General features: G+C 60.6%; 19 protein-coding genes. 11 read left to right on the top strand and 8 right to left on the bottom strand.

Features of this window, described 5'->3' with window-relative positions:
• Positions 1–3 precede the first annotated feature (3 nt).
• Positions 4–1110, bottom strand: coding sequence for a mechanosensitive ion channel family protein (locus BMG03_RS13775; protein ID WP_088727787.1), 1107 nt, complete (start codon positions 1108–1110; stop codon positions 4–6).
• 436 nt (positions 1111–1546) lie between these two features.
• Between BMG03_RS13775 and BMG03_RS13770 the strand changes: the two genes are divergently transcribed.
• Entirely contained in the window at positions 1547–1864 is a 318-nt protein-coding gene (locus BMG03_RS13770; protein WP_146696204.1) for a hypothetical protein, read from the top strand.
• 58 nt (positions 1865–1922) lie between these two features.
• Here the strand turns inward: BMG03_RS13770 and BMG03_RS20955 are convergent, their stop codons facing one another.
• Positions 1923–2267, bottom strand: coding sequence for a hypothetical protein (locus tag BMG03_RS20955; protein ID WP_075775576.1), 345 nt, complete (start codon positions 2265–2267; stop codon positions 1923–1925).
• Between the two features lie 124 nt (positions 2268–2391).
• The gene (locus tag BMG03_RS13760) at positions 2392–2619 is read right to left on the bottom strand and encodes a hypothetical protein (RefSeq protein ID WP_075775575.1); all 228 of its coding nucleotides are present in this window, start codon (positions 2617–2619) and stop codon (positions 2392–2394) included.
• A gap of 372 nt (positions 2620–2991) precedes the next feature.
• Here BMG03_RS13760 and BMG03_RS13755 point away from each other — a divergent pair, with 372 nt between their 5' ends.
• The gene (locus BMG03_RS13755) at positions 2992–3492 is read left to right on the top strand and encodes a sigma-70 family RNA polymerase sigma factor (RefSeq protein WP_233243130.1); all 501 of its coding nucleotides are present in this window, start codon (positions 2992–2994) and stop codon (positions 3490–3492) included.
• Positions 3493–3525: 33 nt separating this feature from the next.
• Here BMG03_RS13755 and BMG03_RS20790 read toward each other — a convergent pair whose 3' ends face one another.
• The 3 genes from BMG03_RS20790 to BMG03_RS13745 form a co-directional block, all read right to left on the bottom strand.
• Entirely contained in the window at positions 3526–3684 is a 159-nt protein-coding gene (locus BMG03_RS20790) for a hypothetical protein (RefSeq protein ID WP_157771597.1), read from the bottom strand.
• A gap of 185 nt (positions 3685–3869) precedes the next feature.
• A complete protein-coding gene (locus tag BMG03_RS13750) occupies positions 3870–4457 on the bottom strand; it encodes a BON domain-containing protein (protein WP_075775574.1) in 588 nt (195 codons plus the stop codon).
• Positions 4458–4600: 143 nt separating this feature from the next.
• Positions 4601–5734, bottom strand: coding sequence for an MFS transporter (locus tag BMG03_RS13745; protein WP_279627841.1), 1134 nt, complete (start codon positions 5732–5734; stop codon positions 4601–4603).
• Positions 5735–6039: 305 nt separating this feature from the next.
• On the opposite strand from BMG03_RS13745, the gene BMG03_RS13740 reads away from it, so the two are divergent.
• The 6 genes from BMG03_RS13740 (at position 6040) to BMG03_RS13715 (ending at position 11998) form a co-directional block, all read left to right on the top strand.
• Positions 6040–6738, top strand: coding sequence for a sensor histidine kinase (locus tag BMG03_RS13740; protein WP_075775572.1), 699 nt, complete (start codon positions 6040–6042; stop codon positions 6736–6738).
• The gene (locus BMG03_RS13735; protein ID WP_077701264.1) at positions 6719–7435 is read left to right on the top strand and encodes a Crp/Fnr family transcriptional regulator; all 717 of its coding nucleotides are present in this window, start codon (positions 6719–6721) and stop codon (positions 7433–7435) included. Before BMG03_RS13740 ends, BMG03_RS13735 begins: the two co-directional genes overlap by 20 nt.
• Before the next feature lie 24 nt (positions 7436–7459).
• Positions 7460–7696, top strand: a complete 237-nt coding sequence (locus tag BMG03_RS13730; RefSeq protein ID WP_075775570.1) for a DUF6894 family protein — start codon at positions 7460–7462, stop codon at positions 7694–7696.
• 266 nt (positions 7697–7962) lie between these two features.
• Positions 7963–9090: a tyrosine-type recombinase/integrase gene (locus BMG03_RS13725; protein ID WP_099049365.1), complete on the top strand. Its 1128-nt coding sequence runs from the start codon at positions 7963–7965 to the stop codon at positions 9088–9090.
• 266 nt (positions 9091–9356) lie between these two features.
• Positions 9357–9557 carry a helix-turn-helix transcriptional regulator gene (locus tag BMG03_RS13720; RefSeq protein ID WP_075775569.1) on the top strand — a complete coding sequence of 67 codons (201 nt, stop codon included), beginning with the start codon at positions 9357–9359 and terminating at the stop codon, positions 9555–9557.
• A 2-nt stretch (positions 9558–9559) separates the two neighbouring features.
• A complete protein-coding gene (locus tag BMG03_RS13715) occupies positions 9560–11998 on the top strand; it encodes a TOTE conflict system archaeo-eukaryotic primase domain-containing protein (protein ID WP_075775568.1) in 2439 nt (812 codons plus the stop codon).
• Positions 11999–12600: 602 nt separating this feature from the next.
• Here the strand turns inward: BMG03_RS13715 and BMG03_RS13710 are convergent.
• Positions 12601–12891 (bottom strand): hypothetical protein, encoded by a 291-nt coding sequence (locus BMG03_RS13710; protein ID WP_075775567.1) that lies wholly within the window; start codon positions 12889–12891, stop codon positions 12601–12603.
• A 289-nt stretch (positions 12892–13180) separates the two neighbouring features.
• Between BMG03_RS13710 and BMG03_RS13705 the strand changes: the two genes are divergently transcribed.
• On the top strand, positions 13181–13447 hold the full coding sequence (locus BMG03_RS13705) for a hypothetical protein (RefSeq protein WP_075775566.1): 267 nt from the start codon (positions 13181–13183) through the stop codon (positions 13445–13447).
• Between the two features lie 3 nt (positions 13448–13450).
• The gene (locus tag BMG03_RS13700) at positions 13451–14803 is read left to right on the top strand and encodes a DUF4055 domain-containing protein (protein WP_075775565.1); all 1353 of its coding nucleotides are present in this window, start codon (positions 13451–13453) and stop codon (positions 14801–14803) included.
• 101 nt (positions 14804–14904) lie between these two features.
• On the opposite strand, the gene BMG03_RS13695 is transcribed toward BMG03_RS13700, so the two are convergent.
• Entirely contained in the window at positions 14905–15759 is an 855-nt protein-coding gene (locus BMG03_RS13695) for a hypothetical protein (RefSeq protein WP_075775564.1), read from the bottom strand.
• 255 nt (positions 15760–16014) lie between these two features.
• Here BMG03_RS13695 and BMG03_RS13690 point away from each other — a divergent pair, with 255 nt between their 5' ends.
• Entirely contained in the window at positions 16015–16404 is a 390-nt protein-coding gene (locus BMG03_RS13690) for a hypothetical protein (RefSeq protein ID WP_157771596.1), read from the top strand.

Raw genomic sequence — 16404 nt, 5'->3', positions numbered from 1 at the left:
GGATCAGGCCGGCGACGCGCCGGTGTCAGCGGGGGAAGAAAGGAGTTCCGCGCGCATCCTCGGGAGCGCCTCGGGGTAGGCTTCCTGCAGCCACGCGATCAGCTTCTCGCGCACTTCGCAGCGCAGGTCCCAAGCCTGCGGCGAGGTGCGTGCGCTCATCAAACCGCGCAGCGCAATCGTGTCCTTGTCGGCATCGGTGACCTGAAGGTTGATCACCTGGCCGTCCCAATGCGGCGACTCGCGGACGATCTCTTCGAGCTTTTCGCGCACTTCGGTCACGGGCACGGTGTAGTCGAGATACCAGTGCACGGCGCCGATGATCGACGCGCTTTCGCGGGTCCAGTTCTGGAACGGTTGTTCGATGAAATAGCTCAGCGGCACCACCATGCGTCTCCAGTCCCAGATCCGCACGATAACGTAAGTGGCAAAGATCTCTTCGATCCAGCCCCATTCGCCGTCGACGATCACTACGTCCTCCAGCCGGATCGGCTGAGTGATCGCGATCTGGATGCCCGCGATCAGGTTGGCCAGAACCGGGCGCGCCGCGAGCCCGAGGATCAGGCCGGCCGCGCCCGCCGAGGCGAACAGGCTGACGCCGTATTTCTGTACGGTCTCGAAGGTCAGCAGCACGCCCATGACGGTAAAGATGGTCAGCAGGATCGTCGCGGTGCGCCGCAGGACACGAAACTGCGTCACCAGTTTGCGCGCAGCAAGGTTGTCATCGAGGTCCATCCGCTGGCGACGGATCACCCGGTCGCTCAGGTTTCGGGTCAGCAGGATCGAGGTCCAGCCGATCAGCACGATCAGGAGGATCAGGAATATGTGCCCCAATACGTCCTGCAACCGCCACGGCAGGTCGGTGCGCGGCACCGCGATCGCCAATGCCGCGAGCAGAAATGCCAGCCGCATCGGTCTCTTTGCCTGTCGCAGCGCCGAGCCCGCCATGCCGCTGCCAGCGTCCACCCAGCGCCTAAGGGCGCGGAAAAGCAGCCAATGCAGCAGCAAGGACAGCAGGAGCGCGCCCAGAAGCACGACTGCGGGCCCGAGCCAGTCTGGCCCCCCGGCCATCGTCTGCCGGATGAAGTCGGAAATGCGACCTGCAAGCACCATGGCGTCACCCGCCTCCGCTCACAGAGCGGAGGATATCGGCCTCGCTTTTGCGCTCACGAGGGACGGGGAGCCCGAGCGTAAACCCGGCCGCGCGGGAAACGTGGCCGATCAGGCCCGGGTCGAACGTCGCATGTTCCACGCGTGTGCCTCCTGACTCATGGTGATCGATCGGAGCGTGTCCTTGCGTGCCGCGTTACGTCAGGGGATCTTCGAAATCCCCTGCCTATGCAGAGCCAACCCGCGTTCGCCGCTTCGGTTTCCCAAAAAGGTTCAATAGAGCTGAGGGCGCTTGTCGCAGCCGCATTTTCCCCGGCGGGAAATGGGGGCCTTCTTCGGTGAGCGATTGTCAGGGATACAATTTTACGCGTTGCCTAAAATTGCGGCAGGCGGCTTGCTGGGGTTTTGATGATGGAAGGCTTTGCAGATGGAGTCTCATTTGGAGGGGGAGCAGGCCGACCCGGTCGTGTCCCATAGAATGGTCGAAACGGCCCTGACGGGCTTGGACATGAACCGGGCCGAGGATGTGAAAATCGCAGTTGAGCGCGTGAAGGGGTTTCCGCTCGCAGATCTCTACCTCAGTTCGTCGCTCGGCGCGGAAGCACATCCCCACGAAGTCTGGATCGCGCGCATGGAAATTCATCGACAGGCAGATGAACGCCGCCGCGCGCATGAGAGGCGCCTCACTTTCGTTGCCGGGATATCGGCCGTGGTCGGTGGCGCGATCGGTAGCGCGCTGCATTTTCTCTGGTCTTGAGGGCCCGGGCCCTCGGCCGCGCCGACGGACTGCGCGGGATCCGGGCGGATCGGGCGAGTCAGCCGATCCACATCCAGGTCACCACGAGGACGACGAGGACCGCGACGGCGATCGCGACGGCGGTCCACTTGCTGATACCGCTGTTGCGTTCGGCCGGAGTCTGCTTTTCGATCTCCGCCTCGGACCGGCGACCCTCCAGACGCTGTGCCATACGTACCTGATCGGGGCTCGGAGGTGTGCCGGCCGCCTCGTCATCGGTGCCGAGAGGCGCGGCGGCGGGGTCGCTGAACCCCACCTTATCACCCGCGCCGCCTTTGTCGATGGTTTCGCGTAGCTGGCTGGCTTCCGCCGACCCTGAACGTGCCTTGCCGTCCACGTATTCGATATCTTCCTTGTTCGTCATCGAACGCCTTCCTTGGTCCTCGGGTGGGCGACGGGCCTGTCGCATGGAGCAACTGAATTTTCCTTGCGTAAAAGCCGAAACCGGCGAACGCGCCAACGCCATCCGGCAGGGGCGCGAAGCCGGTTCAGGTGACGCCGCTGCGCGAGGGCGACCGGTTCCAGTCCGGGTCCTCCCGTCTGATCTTGAACGTGTTCCAAAGGCCCGCCGGAACGCCCGCTAGCAGACCGATCAGGCCTGCCACGACGAAGGCCTGCCAGTTCATCCAGTCGAATGCGAGAAAGGCGGTCACAACGGCTCCGGCAATGCAGAGCACCCAGAGCGGAATGAAAAGAAGTCTCCATCCGTATTTCATGGCGTGTCTCCTGTCTGGTTCGGGAAATCAACAAACGGCTGACCTGTTCGGTTCCTGCTTGCGCGGCCCTTGGGGTATGACAGCAAGCCGCGAAGCTGACCTTTCTGCAACCGCGTCACCGCACAGCGCTCGATTGCCGGTCGGACCGGACAACCGCTGTCCCCGACGTTCGCGCGGGACTTATTCTGGCTTTCTGTCGGAACTTCCTGCGTTTTCGCCGCTTAGGCCCGAGCACATTTTGAACCAGACTTTTCCAGCTAGAGGGAGCCGCATTGCCGCCAACGTCTCAGCGGGTCGCTGCTCACACTTCGCTCGGCAGGAACTTCGCCCCCTCGCGTTTCATTGAGTCCTCAACGAGAAGGACAGGTTGGCGTGAGCAAGGAACGCGACATTATCGAACTCATACCGGCGCTGCGCTCCTATGCTTGGGCGCTGACCAAGCGGCACGAGGACGTGGACGACCTGGTTCAGGACACGTTGGTCAAGGCGATCGACAAGGTCGACAGCTTTCAATCCGGGACCAACCTGCGCGCGTGGCTGATGACGATCATGCGCAATACCTTCCTCAACAACATCGCGAAATCGAAACGCTCGACGACAGGCAAGAAGGATTGCGTCTCGACCACCTTGTCGACGCCGGCCACGCAGGATTGGTCGGTGCGGGGCGGCGAGCTGATGCGTGCCGTCGAACGACTGCCGCGTCATTACCGCGAGGTTCTGATCGTCGTCGTGATGCTGGGGGAAAGTTACCAGGACGCGGCAAATCTATTCGGTATCGAGATGGGAACGGTGAAGAGCCGCGCCAACCGCGCACGCGCGATGGTGGTCGAAGACCTCGAAGCCCGCGCGCCGAACGATCCCCTCGAAGATTAGAGTTGAACTCTAGGACGTTGCGGATCGCGCCGATTACTCGGGCTTGTCGCGTTCATCGAGGCGTTTGCCCAGGCGTCGTGCCAGCGACACGAGGCGTTCGGGAACATCCTTGTTCCAGACCTCGCCTGCCTGCTGCCGGAGCGCTTCATCCAAATCCTCGCCTGGAGGCTTTTTGTCGTGCTCTTTTTCCATGCCTTGCCTCCTTATGCCTTTTACGGCGGTCGAGGCAAACCGGTTTATATTTGGCGGATGCCTCCGTCGGATAAGCGCAATCCATGGCGAGGCTTCACACCGATGGCGCACCCGGCCATTCCGGGGCGTGGCGCAGCGGCGCCCGACGGCGCCGCCGCGCTTTGCGTTTCGTTGCTGCGACAGCGTCACTCCGCCGTCCGGACACGCAGATTGTTCTGCACATGGGTGACGCCGGAGACGCTGTCGGCGCAATCTTCGGCCCGGCGTTTGGCGCGGCGGGAGTCCACGTAGCCGTCCAGCGTGATCTCCTGATCCGCGACGCTGACGGTTATCTCGCGCGCGTCCACCAGCCGATCGTCGGTGAGCCGGTCGTGAACATCTTCCTCGATCCGGGCATCCGAGCGCCGGTAACCCTTCGGGCCGCGCCCGCGATGATCCTCTTCCCGACGCGCTTCGGCGTCTTCGTCCCCCAGCCATGAAGCGACCTCGTCGCCGGCCCGGTCCATGAAGCTCCGTCCGCCGTGCGCTTCACGTCCTGCGCCGCGCTGCTGCGCGGGTCTCGCCCGCCAATAGGGGTCCGGATCGTAAGGTGCTCCGCCATAGACGGGCGGGAGGAATGGCCAAGCATAGCCTCCAGCCATCGGCGCCGCTGGATAGCCGAACTGTTCGAGCCGAGATCTGCGGTCTTCCGGGTCGCCTTCGTCTGGGTGGTGCCGCCGCGACAGGGCACGGCGGGCCTCTTCTTCGGTCATATCGTCATAGTGCCGTGACATGAGCTTCTCCTCTCGTGTTTGGCAACCGCGCAAAGCAGCGTGGTCTGAGCCGGGAACAGGAGCTGGCGCGATATGTTCCTGCCTGCTGCGGAACGCAGCGCGCCGCGATTGCGCGGGGCAGGGGTGGCAGCGCGCCTTCCCTCTCAAGTCGCCACCATCCTCGCGGGCCGTTCCAAAACGAACCTCGCGCGCAACGACAAGGCGGCGAGGAGCGGGATCGCCGCCGTTCCGCAGAACATCGCGGCGGGCCCGAAGCTCCCGGCGACCATGCCTGCGATCGCCGGGCCGATCACGCTGCCCGCAGCGGTCGCCAGAAGCGTCGCCGTAAAGCCGAGCGCGGGGAAGGACGGGAATAGACGTTCGGACCAGAAGGCGAGCACCGCGCTCGTCATCATCACGTTGATCCCCTGCAGGGCGGCGGAAGCGACGAGCGCTACCCAATTTCCGGGCTCGAACGCTGCGAAAACAAGCGATACAGCTGCGACCACAAGAAGGATACGCACCAGCAGGCTCAGACCGACCGCATCCCGCGCCCGCTTCGTGAAGAGACCGCTCAGCCCGAAGAAGCCGAAAAAGAGGAAGAGGACGGACGGCGTCGCGTCTTCGGGGAGCCCGGGATACTCCGCCTGCGCGAAGCGGTCTGCCGCGAAGGACACGTAGACGGCGGAGGTGATGCCGAACACGAAGGCGATGGAGAAAAGGGGCAGCGCGCACCGATTGAGAAGGTCGCCCCAACTCCGATCGGGGGCCTCCTCGGGGGCCTTGTCCACCTGGCGCAGAGCTGCCCAGTTGCCAATAAGTGCCAGAGCGCTCGCCCCGGCGAAGACCGACCAGCAGATCCGCCAGTCGAACTCCATCACGACCATTGCCAGGGCCAAAGCGCCTGCGCCCATGATCCCCACGCTGGTGCCCGTGCTGACCTGCGACAGCGCGGTCGGGCGGTCCACGTCGCTGACCTTGCGGTGCACCGCGTCGTTGAAGGGGGTCCAGGCAAAGCCGGCGCTCGAAGTCGCGAGGAAGATGCCGAGCGCCAGAACGCCGACAGTCGGAGCAAGTGCGACAATCGCCATCCCGGCGGTCGCCGCGCTCAATCCGGTCAGGACCGGGAATTCCGGTCCCCGGCGGTTCAGGAAGAACTGGGCGACGAGCAGGCCGAGGAAGAACCCCACGAAGCCGATGCTGGACACCGTGCCCACCGCGGAGGGTGACATCGAGAATGTGGACGAGAATTGGGGCACGAAGAGGCCGAACCCCATGCGGCCGGGGCCGTAGCTGATTGCGGTCGCCGCGAAACCGGCGGCTGAAAGACTCCGAAAGAAAGTGATTGCTAAACCCTCCGTCCGGGCCGAATGCGGCCCGCGTCATGCGTTGCTGTTGCGCGTCGTCAGGGGGTCGATCCCGGCGAACGGCCGTTGGAACAAAGTGGGCAGCAACTTGTTCCTGGAGCCTTCGGATTGAGCGCAACCCGCCGCGTTGCCCCATTCGCGTCGGCAAGCCTCCGCCCGCCCACAAAGGCGTGAGCGTGTAATGGGCTTAACCCAACAATTGTTCGAGACAGCCGCGCCCCATGAATTCAGCGTCGATGCATCAGGAAATGGCTCGGAAAGGCAGTGACGTGACACAGATATCCCACGAGAGCGTCGAGGCCGATCGCGTCGCGGAAATCCGGCACCGGATGGCCAATAGCTTCCAGCTTCTGTCGGCACACACCCGCCGCCAACTCAGAGAGGCCGAGACCCCCGAAGCGCGCTCGCGCCTCGCGCTTGTCCTCGACCAGATATTGACGGTCTCGCAGCTTCAGACCGGTCTCTCAATCGCCGAAGACGGGGGGCTGCATCGATATCTGGACGGGGTCGAGCAGCTTTGGCGGCAGATCGCATTGCCGCACAGCATCGAGATCTCGGTGCGGCGGGACGATCTCTCCGGCCTGTCGCGCCAATGCACCGGGGCGATCGCGCTCATCCTGCAGGAAGCCGTCACCAACTGCATCAAGCATGCGTATCCGGCGGCGTTGAACGTCAACGGCCATATCGACATCGAGGTGAGCCTGTCGTCTGCGGGCGCTGGGCGGCTGTGTGTCTCCGATGACGGCGATGGTATGCCCGACGATGCGAATTTGACGAAAAGCCAGGGGTACGAACTCATTCGAGACCTTGCTTCGGAGATCGGCGGGAGCGCCCGCTGGACCGCAGGCGACAATGGCGGAACGGTGCTCACGGTCGAATTTCCCGCGGGTCCGCGAGATAGGACAAGGAGCCATGATGGCGGAAATCCTCACTAGGAAACTGAAGCACGGAGGCTTTCTGGCCGAAGACGATTGCGACCGGCTGACGGCCGTGACCAAGGAGGCCTACTACCTCGGGCCCAGAACGGATGTGATCCGGCAGGGCGAGAGTCCCGATGCCGTGCGCCTCGTGATCGAGGGCATCGCGTGTCGCTACAAGCTGATGCCGGACGGGCGCAGGGCGATCGTCGCGCTGCTTTTACCCGGCGATTTCTGCGATCTTCATATCTCGATCCTGAAGCGGATGGATCACAGCATCGGCACACTCACCCAATGCAAAATCGTCGACATTCCCCGTAGCACGGTCGACGATCTCTTGGAGAATTACCCGAGAATCCAGCGCTCGCTCTGGTGGGCGACGCTCGTCGACGAGGCGATTCTGCGCGAATGGCTCGTGAACATGGGCAAACGAAGATCGGATCGGCAGATGGCGCATTTGCTGTGCGAGATGCATTTCCGACTGAAGGCGGTCGGCCTCTCGCTCGGGAGCATGTTGCCGCTGACGCAGGAAGAACTGGCCGACATTCTCGGCATCTCTCACGTGCACGCCCAACGGGTCATGGCGAGCCTTCGGGACGCGGGGCTGGTGTCGCTCCAGGGGCGAAGGATCGTGGTTACAGACTTCAAGAGGATGATCGAATTTTCCGAGTTCGATCCCGATTACCTTCATCTTGACGAGGGTTCGACGTCATAAGCGCATGAGTGAAGGAATTGTTTGATGGCATTGTTCTTTTTCGACACTGACGACGGACGGATGAGTGTCCGCGATAGCACCGGGCTGGAATTGGAGGACCGGGAGGCCGCACGGCGAGAGGCCATCGCCGCACTCACACTTATTGCCAAGGACGTCCTCCCCAATGACGACCCGTATGCGATCTCGGTCACCGTCCGAGACGACCAAAGGCAAGCGATCTTCCATGCCAGCCTGACGCTCGTCGCCGAGTGGCTCGTTTGAGGGAAAGACACCGGCAGCGGCCCTGACCTTTTGGCGAGATTATCGTCGGAATTCGGAATTCTACAGGTCAGGGAAGCTTGGAGCGGGTAGCGGGAATCGAACCCGCGCGTTCAGCTTGGGAACTATAACAGCGCAATATCAGACCGTTGCAATGTGTTGCAAAACGGTTGAAAAACAATGACTTGCCGTTGATGTATCATCATGACGTGTACTACCACGTTGCAATGCGCTGCCTACAAAATACCTGCAAAATAGGATGATGTGAGATGCCTGCGACGCTGATCAAGCTGACCGAAACCAACTGCAAGAAGGCCCCACCCAACGCAAAAATGTGGGATACCGAGATCAAGGGGTTCGCGCTGTTCACCGGCAAAACGACGAAGACCTTCTACTTCCAGAAGGACATCCGAGGCCGCACGCAAAGGATCAAGATCGGCAATTACCCCCTGATCGACGCCTTTGACGCGCGCAAGGCCGCCCTCGAACTCGCGACCGAGCACGCAACGGGCGTCGCGGCTAAGAAGTTCGCCGCTGCCAAGGTTCCGACGCTCGAGGCTGCGCTCGAGCGCTATCTCGCACGCCCGAAGCTGCGTTCCCAGCATAACAAGAACTCGGTCGAGTCGCAGATCAGGACGCACTTGAAGTCATGGCTGACGATGCCGCTTGATGAGATCACCCGCGCAATGTGCGTCGATGCCCACGAGCGCATTTCGGTGGAGCGCATGGGCACGGACGCTCTCGGGCGCACGACGAAGATCGGCGGGCTGCGGGCCGCGAACCACACACTGAAGTCGTTCCGCTCCATCTATAACCACGCCTTGAAGACCTACGAACTGCCCGTGTGCCCGACCATCGCGATTGAGTGGCATGAAGAGGAGCCGCCGAAGACCGTGATCGAGGACTTTGCCGAATGGCGCGAATGCGTGGACAGTCTCGAGAACGATGTGCACCGGGCCTATTACCGCTTCCTTCTGTTCACGGGCCTGCGCCGCGAGGAAGCCATGACGCTGCGCTGGGATCAGGTGTTCGACGACCACTTGCACCTGCCGACCACGAAGAACGGCCGGGCGTTCGAGCTGCCTCTCCTCGACGTGCATCGCGCGATTATCGACCCGATGCGCATCTATCGTTCCGACTACGTGTTTCACGGTAAGCGGCAGGCGCTTCACCTACGGTCGCCCGCGCCGATCCCATGGTCGCCGCATGATCATCGCCGCACGTTCGCGACCGTGGCCGAACATGAGGCTGGCCTCGATCAAATCACGGTCGGACATCTGCTGAACCACACCCCGACGACCGTGACCGGCAGGCGGTATATCGCGGTTGCACACGAGCACTTGCGCGGGCCCATGGCCGCCGTGACTCAGGCGTTTAAACGCAAGCACCTGATTTAGTGAGAAAATTATAACTGATTCATATTGCAATGCTCTGGGACGGCCACTAAGTTCGATCTGCTAACCCGTCTTGGCCATGATGGAACGTGCATGGCCTAGGGACTGCGAATTGGCCTGAAAGGGTTGACTACGAGGGTGCACAGAGTTGAGCGGTTGAGGGCCAGCCACTAGAGGCCCCTTCCAGGCTTATGGAAAGCCGAGAAGCTCCTCACTGCCTCGGGACGCGCAGTCGAGACATCTAACCCTTGAACGGGAGATGTTTCGCTATGCGCGATATCCACGACGAACGCCTCGATACGGCTCAGGCAGCCAATTACCTCGGCTACAGCAAGTCCACCCTCGAATGGTGGCGCATGGTTGGGCGCGGACCGCGCTACTACAAGATCGGTGGCGGGCGCATCCGCTACAAGCAATCAGACCTCGATGCCTATTTGGAAGCGGGCGTGGTCGAGCCTCGGGAGGCTTGACCATGAGTGTCATTGAGCAGATCGTTGCCCTCGCCGACACGCGGGCGCATACGCAGGGCTACAATGCGAAGGGCAAGTTCGCCTATCGCAAGGTCGAGTCCCCTATCACGCCCGAGCAGATCGACGCGCATCTCAACGGTTCGCAACCGCTCGGTATGTATCTCAACGTGGACGAGCAGCGGCAGAAGTCGCATTTTCTCATCCTCGACTTCGACGACCACGACGCCAAGGGTATCGCCTATCAGCCCACGCTGGAGGTCGCGCTCCACTTACGCAGGATCGGCATCCCGTTCCTCGTGTTTCGGTCGGGCGGCGGCCACGGCTATCACATCTGGCTTGCCTTCGAAAACGCGCGCCGCGTTGACACCCTAAAAGACGACGCGAAGCGACTTCTCGCGGGCGTCGAGGTAGAAAAGACCAAGTTTGTCGCCGTGTCCTCAGGGAACCTGAACCAGATGAACTTCAACGCCAATGGCCAGAAGGTCGGTATTGAACATGGCGTCGAGGTCCTGCCGAAGGGATATGGCGAACAGAATGTCGCGATCCCGTGCAGTCGCAAGGGCGCCGCCATGCACCTCGTCGATACTAAGACGCGGGTCAGTCTGGAAGAGTGCCCGCTCGACGATCTCGAACTGCAATTCGTGCCTTCCCGGCAGGCGGGCCGCAAGAAATCGGAAGATGCGTCGAGCGTTGGTATGGACGCGGCCTTCGATGCGTTCATCCAGAAGTTCGACCCGGACAACCGCGACCAGTGGGGCGCTGCTGGCATCTGCCTTCAGGCCGCTTTTGGCAAGGAGAGCGAATGGGCGCGCGAGCGCTGGTCGGAATGGTCGAGGACGTCGCCGAAGTATCGGGCCGGTGACGATGCCGAATGGGACCAGCTATCCGGCGCCTCGAATTACACCCCTTTGTCGTTCTGGCGGATCGCAAAGGACCACGGGTATGGGGGAGGCTGGCCGTTCAAGGCGACCGAACAGCGCAAGCTGCTTGCCCTCGATTTCCTTGCGGACGTGCGGATCCTCCGTGACCAGTCGGATGTCGCCTATGCCGAACTCAAGCCGCGCGAATGGGTGCGCATCGACACGAACGACTTCAAGAACCGCTGCGCGCTTGGAATGTTGCGCGCCTATCAGAAGATGCCGCAAGAGCAGGACGTGAAGTCGGCGCAGATGATCTCCCTGGCTCAGGCTGCGGAAGCCGCCCCCGAACACGTCGATCTGCGGTTCGCACGCGTCGGCGGAAAGAGGTATGTTTTCCTCGCCGACCCGGATTGCACCATCATCGAGATCGACGACGAAGGGTGGCGCGTCAACAACGAGGCACCCGTTCAGTTTCGCAAGGGCGTCGGCCTGCCGGTCTCGTTGCCCGAAGCCGGAGAGCTGTCTGATCTGATCGACTTCTTGAACGTAGACGAGGACTCGATGGTGTTCTTGCTCGCATGGATGGTCACAGCGATCATCAATCCGGGCCAGCAGTGTCCCATCGCGATCCTCGACGGATCGGCTGGGTCGGCGAAGTCGTCTACGCTCGCGACCTTGATTGAAATGCTCGACCCGCGCGTGGGCGCGCAGGCGGGCGAGCCAAAGACTGAAGACGATCTCGTGGTCACGGCGTATCAGTCGGCCGTCTTGTCCTTTGACAACGTGGATACGCTGGCGCGCCTGTCAGATGCGCTGTGCCGCCTGTCTACGGGCGGCGGGCTGAGCAAGCGCAAGCTATACTCCGACGGCGACGTGTTTTCGGTCGATGCGATGCGCCCGCTGCTTGTTGCGGGCCTCGATCCCACCTTTTATCGGCAGGACCTGATCGAACGGATTGTTCGGGTAACGCTGACGCGCCCGAAGGCCTATTTGGACGAGGACGACTTTCGTGCCTTCAAGGCGGCGAACATGGCACGCTGGCGCGGCGCACTGTATAGCCTCGTCTCCCGCGTCCTGCGCGATGTCCACACGGTTAAGCAGACGAGTTCGCGGTTCGGGGTATTCTCGCGCGTGGGCGAGTGTGTCGCGAGGGCACTTGGGCAGCCTGATGGATGGTTCGGCTTGGCATATGCCAAGATGCGGCTCGACATGGCCGAGGAAGCGGCGTCCGCGGACAGCGTTTACATCTTCCTCGTCGATTACCTGAGCGCGTTCGACAAGGGGGTTGGATCGAAGACTGAGCACACGGCAACCGAGTTGTTCCTCGAGATGAAGACCTCGCTCGGCGACCTATCCAACCTGATCTCGTTGAAGGATGTGCCGGGCAACGCGCGGGCGATCTCGCCGCGCATTGTGCAGGCGTCAACGCTGCTTGAGAAGGCGCACGGCTGGCGTGTATCGCGCGGGCGGCATCGCGAGTTCATCTTCGAGAAGGTCGATGACGTCGAGGCTACGGCCGAGGACGTCATGACCATGATGCGCGAACATCAGGTTCGCATTGCTGATGAGGCTGGGTATTGATCCCGGCCGAGGCTGCGGGCGCAACGCAAAACGGCAAATCGGGGGCGGATTGCAGAGCTTATACGTTTAATTAATGGATGGATGGATCGTGCTCGCGAAATGTTACATCCTTCCATCCATTGGTTTCGCGCAAGGGAAATGGAAAACATGGTGGTTTTGCCGTTTTGCGTTGCACGTTGTCGGCGAGGTCGCTTTCTGCGCCTATCGGCATGCTTCTCCCGATCTCGCCCGCCTCGCTCCACCTTGGCGCACAGTTTCGGCTGACTTATGATGCAACAACATAAGTGATGGTGGCTTAACCCATTGATCTATATGAACTCATCGGCACCTGTTGCAGGTGGTCTGTAGGCCGACGCCCATAGATGCACGGTCCTGCCAAAAGGGATTGATGCGGTGATCGAGGAGACCCCCTCCAGCAGATGCACGACGCCGCCCCTTGGTTCGCGGATTTCTTGGAAGGAATTCTGCGTCCCACCGTATCGCCAGAAGAATTGCAGTCACTTGGGAGAATGCGGGACCTCTTGATCCTTGGTTGCGCCTAGGTGCCAACATGCGCGGCATGCGTCGGCAAACGCTTATGCCTTTGCCGACGAAATTGGCTGTCAGTCCCCCTTCGCCATCGCTCGGCGAAATGCCTCTGATCCTTCCCATCCCATGTCAGGGTCGGGGCAGTAGCCGTCGACGCGTCGCTTGAAGGCTTCTAGAGCCGCAGGACTCGCCAAAAGCAACCAATCACCTCCGCCGCTCTGGCAGAAGACTTGTTGCCCTTTCCGTTGGACGGTGTAGATGCCCACCGGCTCCTCGCCTTCAATAGCCTGATGAAGCTGAAATGCTTCGTCGCCACTTGCTGGTTCGTTGTTCGCCAGCCACTCTTCGAAGTCAGTAATTGCCATTCAATTCTCCTTTCATCTGTTGTGATTTTCACCATCACCTGATGGCTACATGTATTTATGCGTCGAATGCTGGTGAATCCGGCAATGGGCGAAATTTTTTTGCCTACGGGCGCGGAGACGCCTCCACCTTAAACTCCCGCCCCTGAACCCCACCAACACCTTTTTCTCCGCTTTCAGCGCCCCGCCTGCGCCGCTCATGATCATCGTGCGTGTCTGGCCCCGGAGGGGCGGCTGAGGGGCGCGCACCTCGGATCAGCCTCAGCCGTCCAAGCCATAGGAGAACCTCGACTTGACCATCTCGCTTACCACCGCTGGCGACACGGACTGCCGCCTCACCGAAAAGACCAACTCGACCTCGAATGCGTTCACCGTGCCCCTATCCAAGGGCACTCTGATCGCCATGCTCACGGAACTTCTGAGCCAGCCCGAGAAGCGCATGTCGGGCGACGGGCCTGTGCGCTGCGACCGCCTGCGTGACGGCCTGCGCGTCTCTGTTGGCAATGGCGCCTTCGTGCTGCCGTATCCCCAGCTGTTCCCACTCGTCGTCGAGGCCTGATCCGTGACCTACGCCCGCTACGACAAGTTGCAAAGCGAGTATCGGCTCATCCGCGACTGCCTCGAAGGAGAGCAGGCAGTCAAGGACGCCGGGCGACTCTACACCCCGAAGCCCGATGGGATGACGACCGCCAACTACACGGCCTACGTCCAGCGCGGCTGTTTCTACGATGCGCCTGCCATGACGCTGCGCGCCCTTGTCGGCCTCGCCCTGCGCAAGGATCCCGTGATCAAGCTGCCGGCGCGGCTCGAACCGATGCGGCTGAACGCGACGAACGAGAACGCGCCGATGACGGTGCTGATCGAAGATGCCGTGCGCGAGGGGATGAGCATGGGACGCTTCGGACTGCTGCTCGATTTTCCACCCGCAGGCAACTCGGCAAACACGGTCCCCCACATTTCCACCTTCGACGCGGAAGCCATCGAGGACTACCAGACGGCTTATGTCGATGGCCGGAAGGTGCTGACCCGCGTCTGGCTCGTCTCGGACGAGACCTATGAAGAAGCAGAGGTCTCCTATGAGCTGATCCTCGAGGACACGATCTACAAGTTCCGCCGCTTCATCCGCGACCAGCACCAGACCCGCGTCGATGTGGGCGAAGAGATCATCCCGACGGTCAACGGCAAGGCGCTCGACCACATCCCTTTCCTGATGGTGTCGCACGAAGGGCTGCGCCCGGAGGAGGTGCGGCCCCCGTTCTCTGGCCTGTGCCGGGTCGCGATATCGCACTTCCGCAATTCCTGCGACCGAGAGCACGCGATCTTCCTCACGTCGGCCCCGACGCCGTGGATTTCCGGCAGCCTGCCTGCGGACAAGGTGACCACGACCATCGGCGCGGGTGCGCTCTGGACGCTGCCCGAGGGGTGTCAGGTCGGGATGCTCGAGTTCACGGGGGCGGGCGTTGCGGCTCAGAAAGACCTCATGGAGGAGAAGATCGAAACGATGGTGTCGCTCGGCGCGCGCATGTTGTCGGCGACCATGAATCGCAACGAGACCCTTGGCACTGCGACGCAGCGCACGCGGGCGGAGCTGTCGCTCCTGCACGGCACGGTCGTCTCGGTCGAGGCTGGGATAAATCACTTGCTGCGCCTTGCGGCCGAGTGGATGGGGGAGAACCCGGAAGAGGCGGCGATCACGCTGTCGCGGGACTTCATCGAGATCACCATCGACCCGAAGATGGTCGAGGCGCAGATGAAGCTCTGGATGGGCGGCATGATCTCCCGCGCGACCCTCTACGAGAACTTGCAGGCCGGTGAGATCGCCCGCGCCGACCGCCCGTGGCAGGATGAACTCGCGATGATCGAGTCGGAAGGAGGAGATCTATCAGCGCCAGTGCATAGAATGGGTTTTCCGTAAGCGTCAGTTAAACCAATTTCTAACATGCAATCTTCCTTACACCCAATAGTAGGTATGTATTGATAAAGAGGCGCGGATTGATCCAAAAAATCTGTCAATCACTAGGGTTTTGCAGCGATAGCCTCAGACCTCCTTTTCAATACCGCCTCTACTTGCAAGCTTTCCCCATAACTAGCAAGCATTCCTTTGTAGATGGTTGAAAATATTTCCTTCATCACTCCAACGCTATCCTTAAAATATTTCTGCCCCAGCGACGCAACATCTCCTTCTGAACCGCGATTGAGGGCGCCAACTTTCTGCAAATAAATACTATTAATTTTTCCGTCGCCATGTATGTAAAGGTCTCTCGTGGCCTTAATCTCTATGTATTTGTTCAACACATCTTGCGAAATACGAAAGCCCAAAACGGAATTCATATATTCTGCATATTGCTGAGGTGTTGCGTATAGTGCATCTCTTGCGCGAGATCTGGCTTGTTCGGAAAACACTTCCTCTGCGGTTTTGGCTTCTATCAAGTCCTGCAGGCTAATAGATTTGATGCCTGTAGAGTTCTGTTGATTGCCCTTAGAGGATATCAGGAGTTTTCTTGGATATGCTTCCAGCACGAGAGTCAGCACATCATTAATATAGTCTTCGGTAAGGGAAATTGCAAAAACAATTGACTGAAGGACTTCTTTTGTGTCGATCCTTTCTTTAAGTATCTTTTCGATTGCCTCTGGCTTTCTGCGTATGGTTGTTGTTCTGGCCTTCTTCGTAGAGGGGACATCAAGCTCGAATACCGTTTCCCCCGATTTTGATGCTTTATTTTGCGGCATCTGCTTGGCAAGAATTTGAAGGCCCTGTATGGCGAGATGCGCCTCGACAACGATATCATTGATCTTTTTTAGTCTTTGTTGGTTTGCTTTTCTAAACGCATCATAATTTAATTTTTTCTTGATTTTAGATGAATTTTTCACTGCAAGTCTCTTGGCTGGGTTCTGATATTCGGTGTTGACGTCATGGATGCATGATGGGAGCGCAAATTCAACTCTTGATCGTACGGCTTTGGCAGCATGCAAGATTCTAGGACACATTCAGACACACTGCGGTCGCATTTTTTCCTCGTACTCCCCGATATTGATCGTGCGAGCCGGGGGCTACAGCATCTCACACGTTCAGGAGAGGCGGGTTCCATCTGGGCCTGCCTCTTTTGTTGAACGATGGAGATGTTCATGCCTGAAGAACCGAATGCTGACTCGAAGCTGATGGAGCAGTTCATCGAGAATGCGACGCCGAAGCTCCTCGAAGCGCTGACCGAGCATGTGTCGAAGCAGGTCGAGGAATCCATCTCTGGCCTGAAGGACGCGAGCCAGAAGATGCTCGACGAGATCAAGGACCAGAAGCGCGCTGCTGCCGCGCAAGCCGCTCAGGACAAGGCCGAGGCCGACCGCCTGAAGGCGATGCTCGACCGCAAGGATGACGCGGCAACCATCAATGCGGGGCTGACCCCCGAGCCGATCACGCTGACCCGTATGCAGGCGCGCGACCCCGCGCTCTACCGCCGTGCGAAGGCGCAGGCCGAGAAGCAGGGCACCACCATCCAGATCGTGTCGGAGGACTGA

The sequence above is a fragment of the Thioclava nitratireducens genome (assembly GCF_001940525.2).
GTDB classification, from domain to species: Bacteria; Pseudomonadota; Alphaproteobacteria; order Rhodobacterales; family Rhodobacteraceae; genus Thioclava; species Thioclava nitratireducens.
Note: the sequence above shows the minus strand (reverse complement) of the source record. Positions and strands in the feature narration are given on the sequence as shown.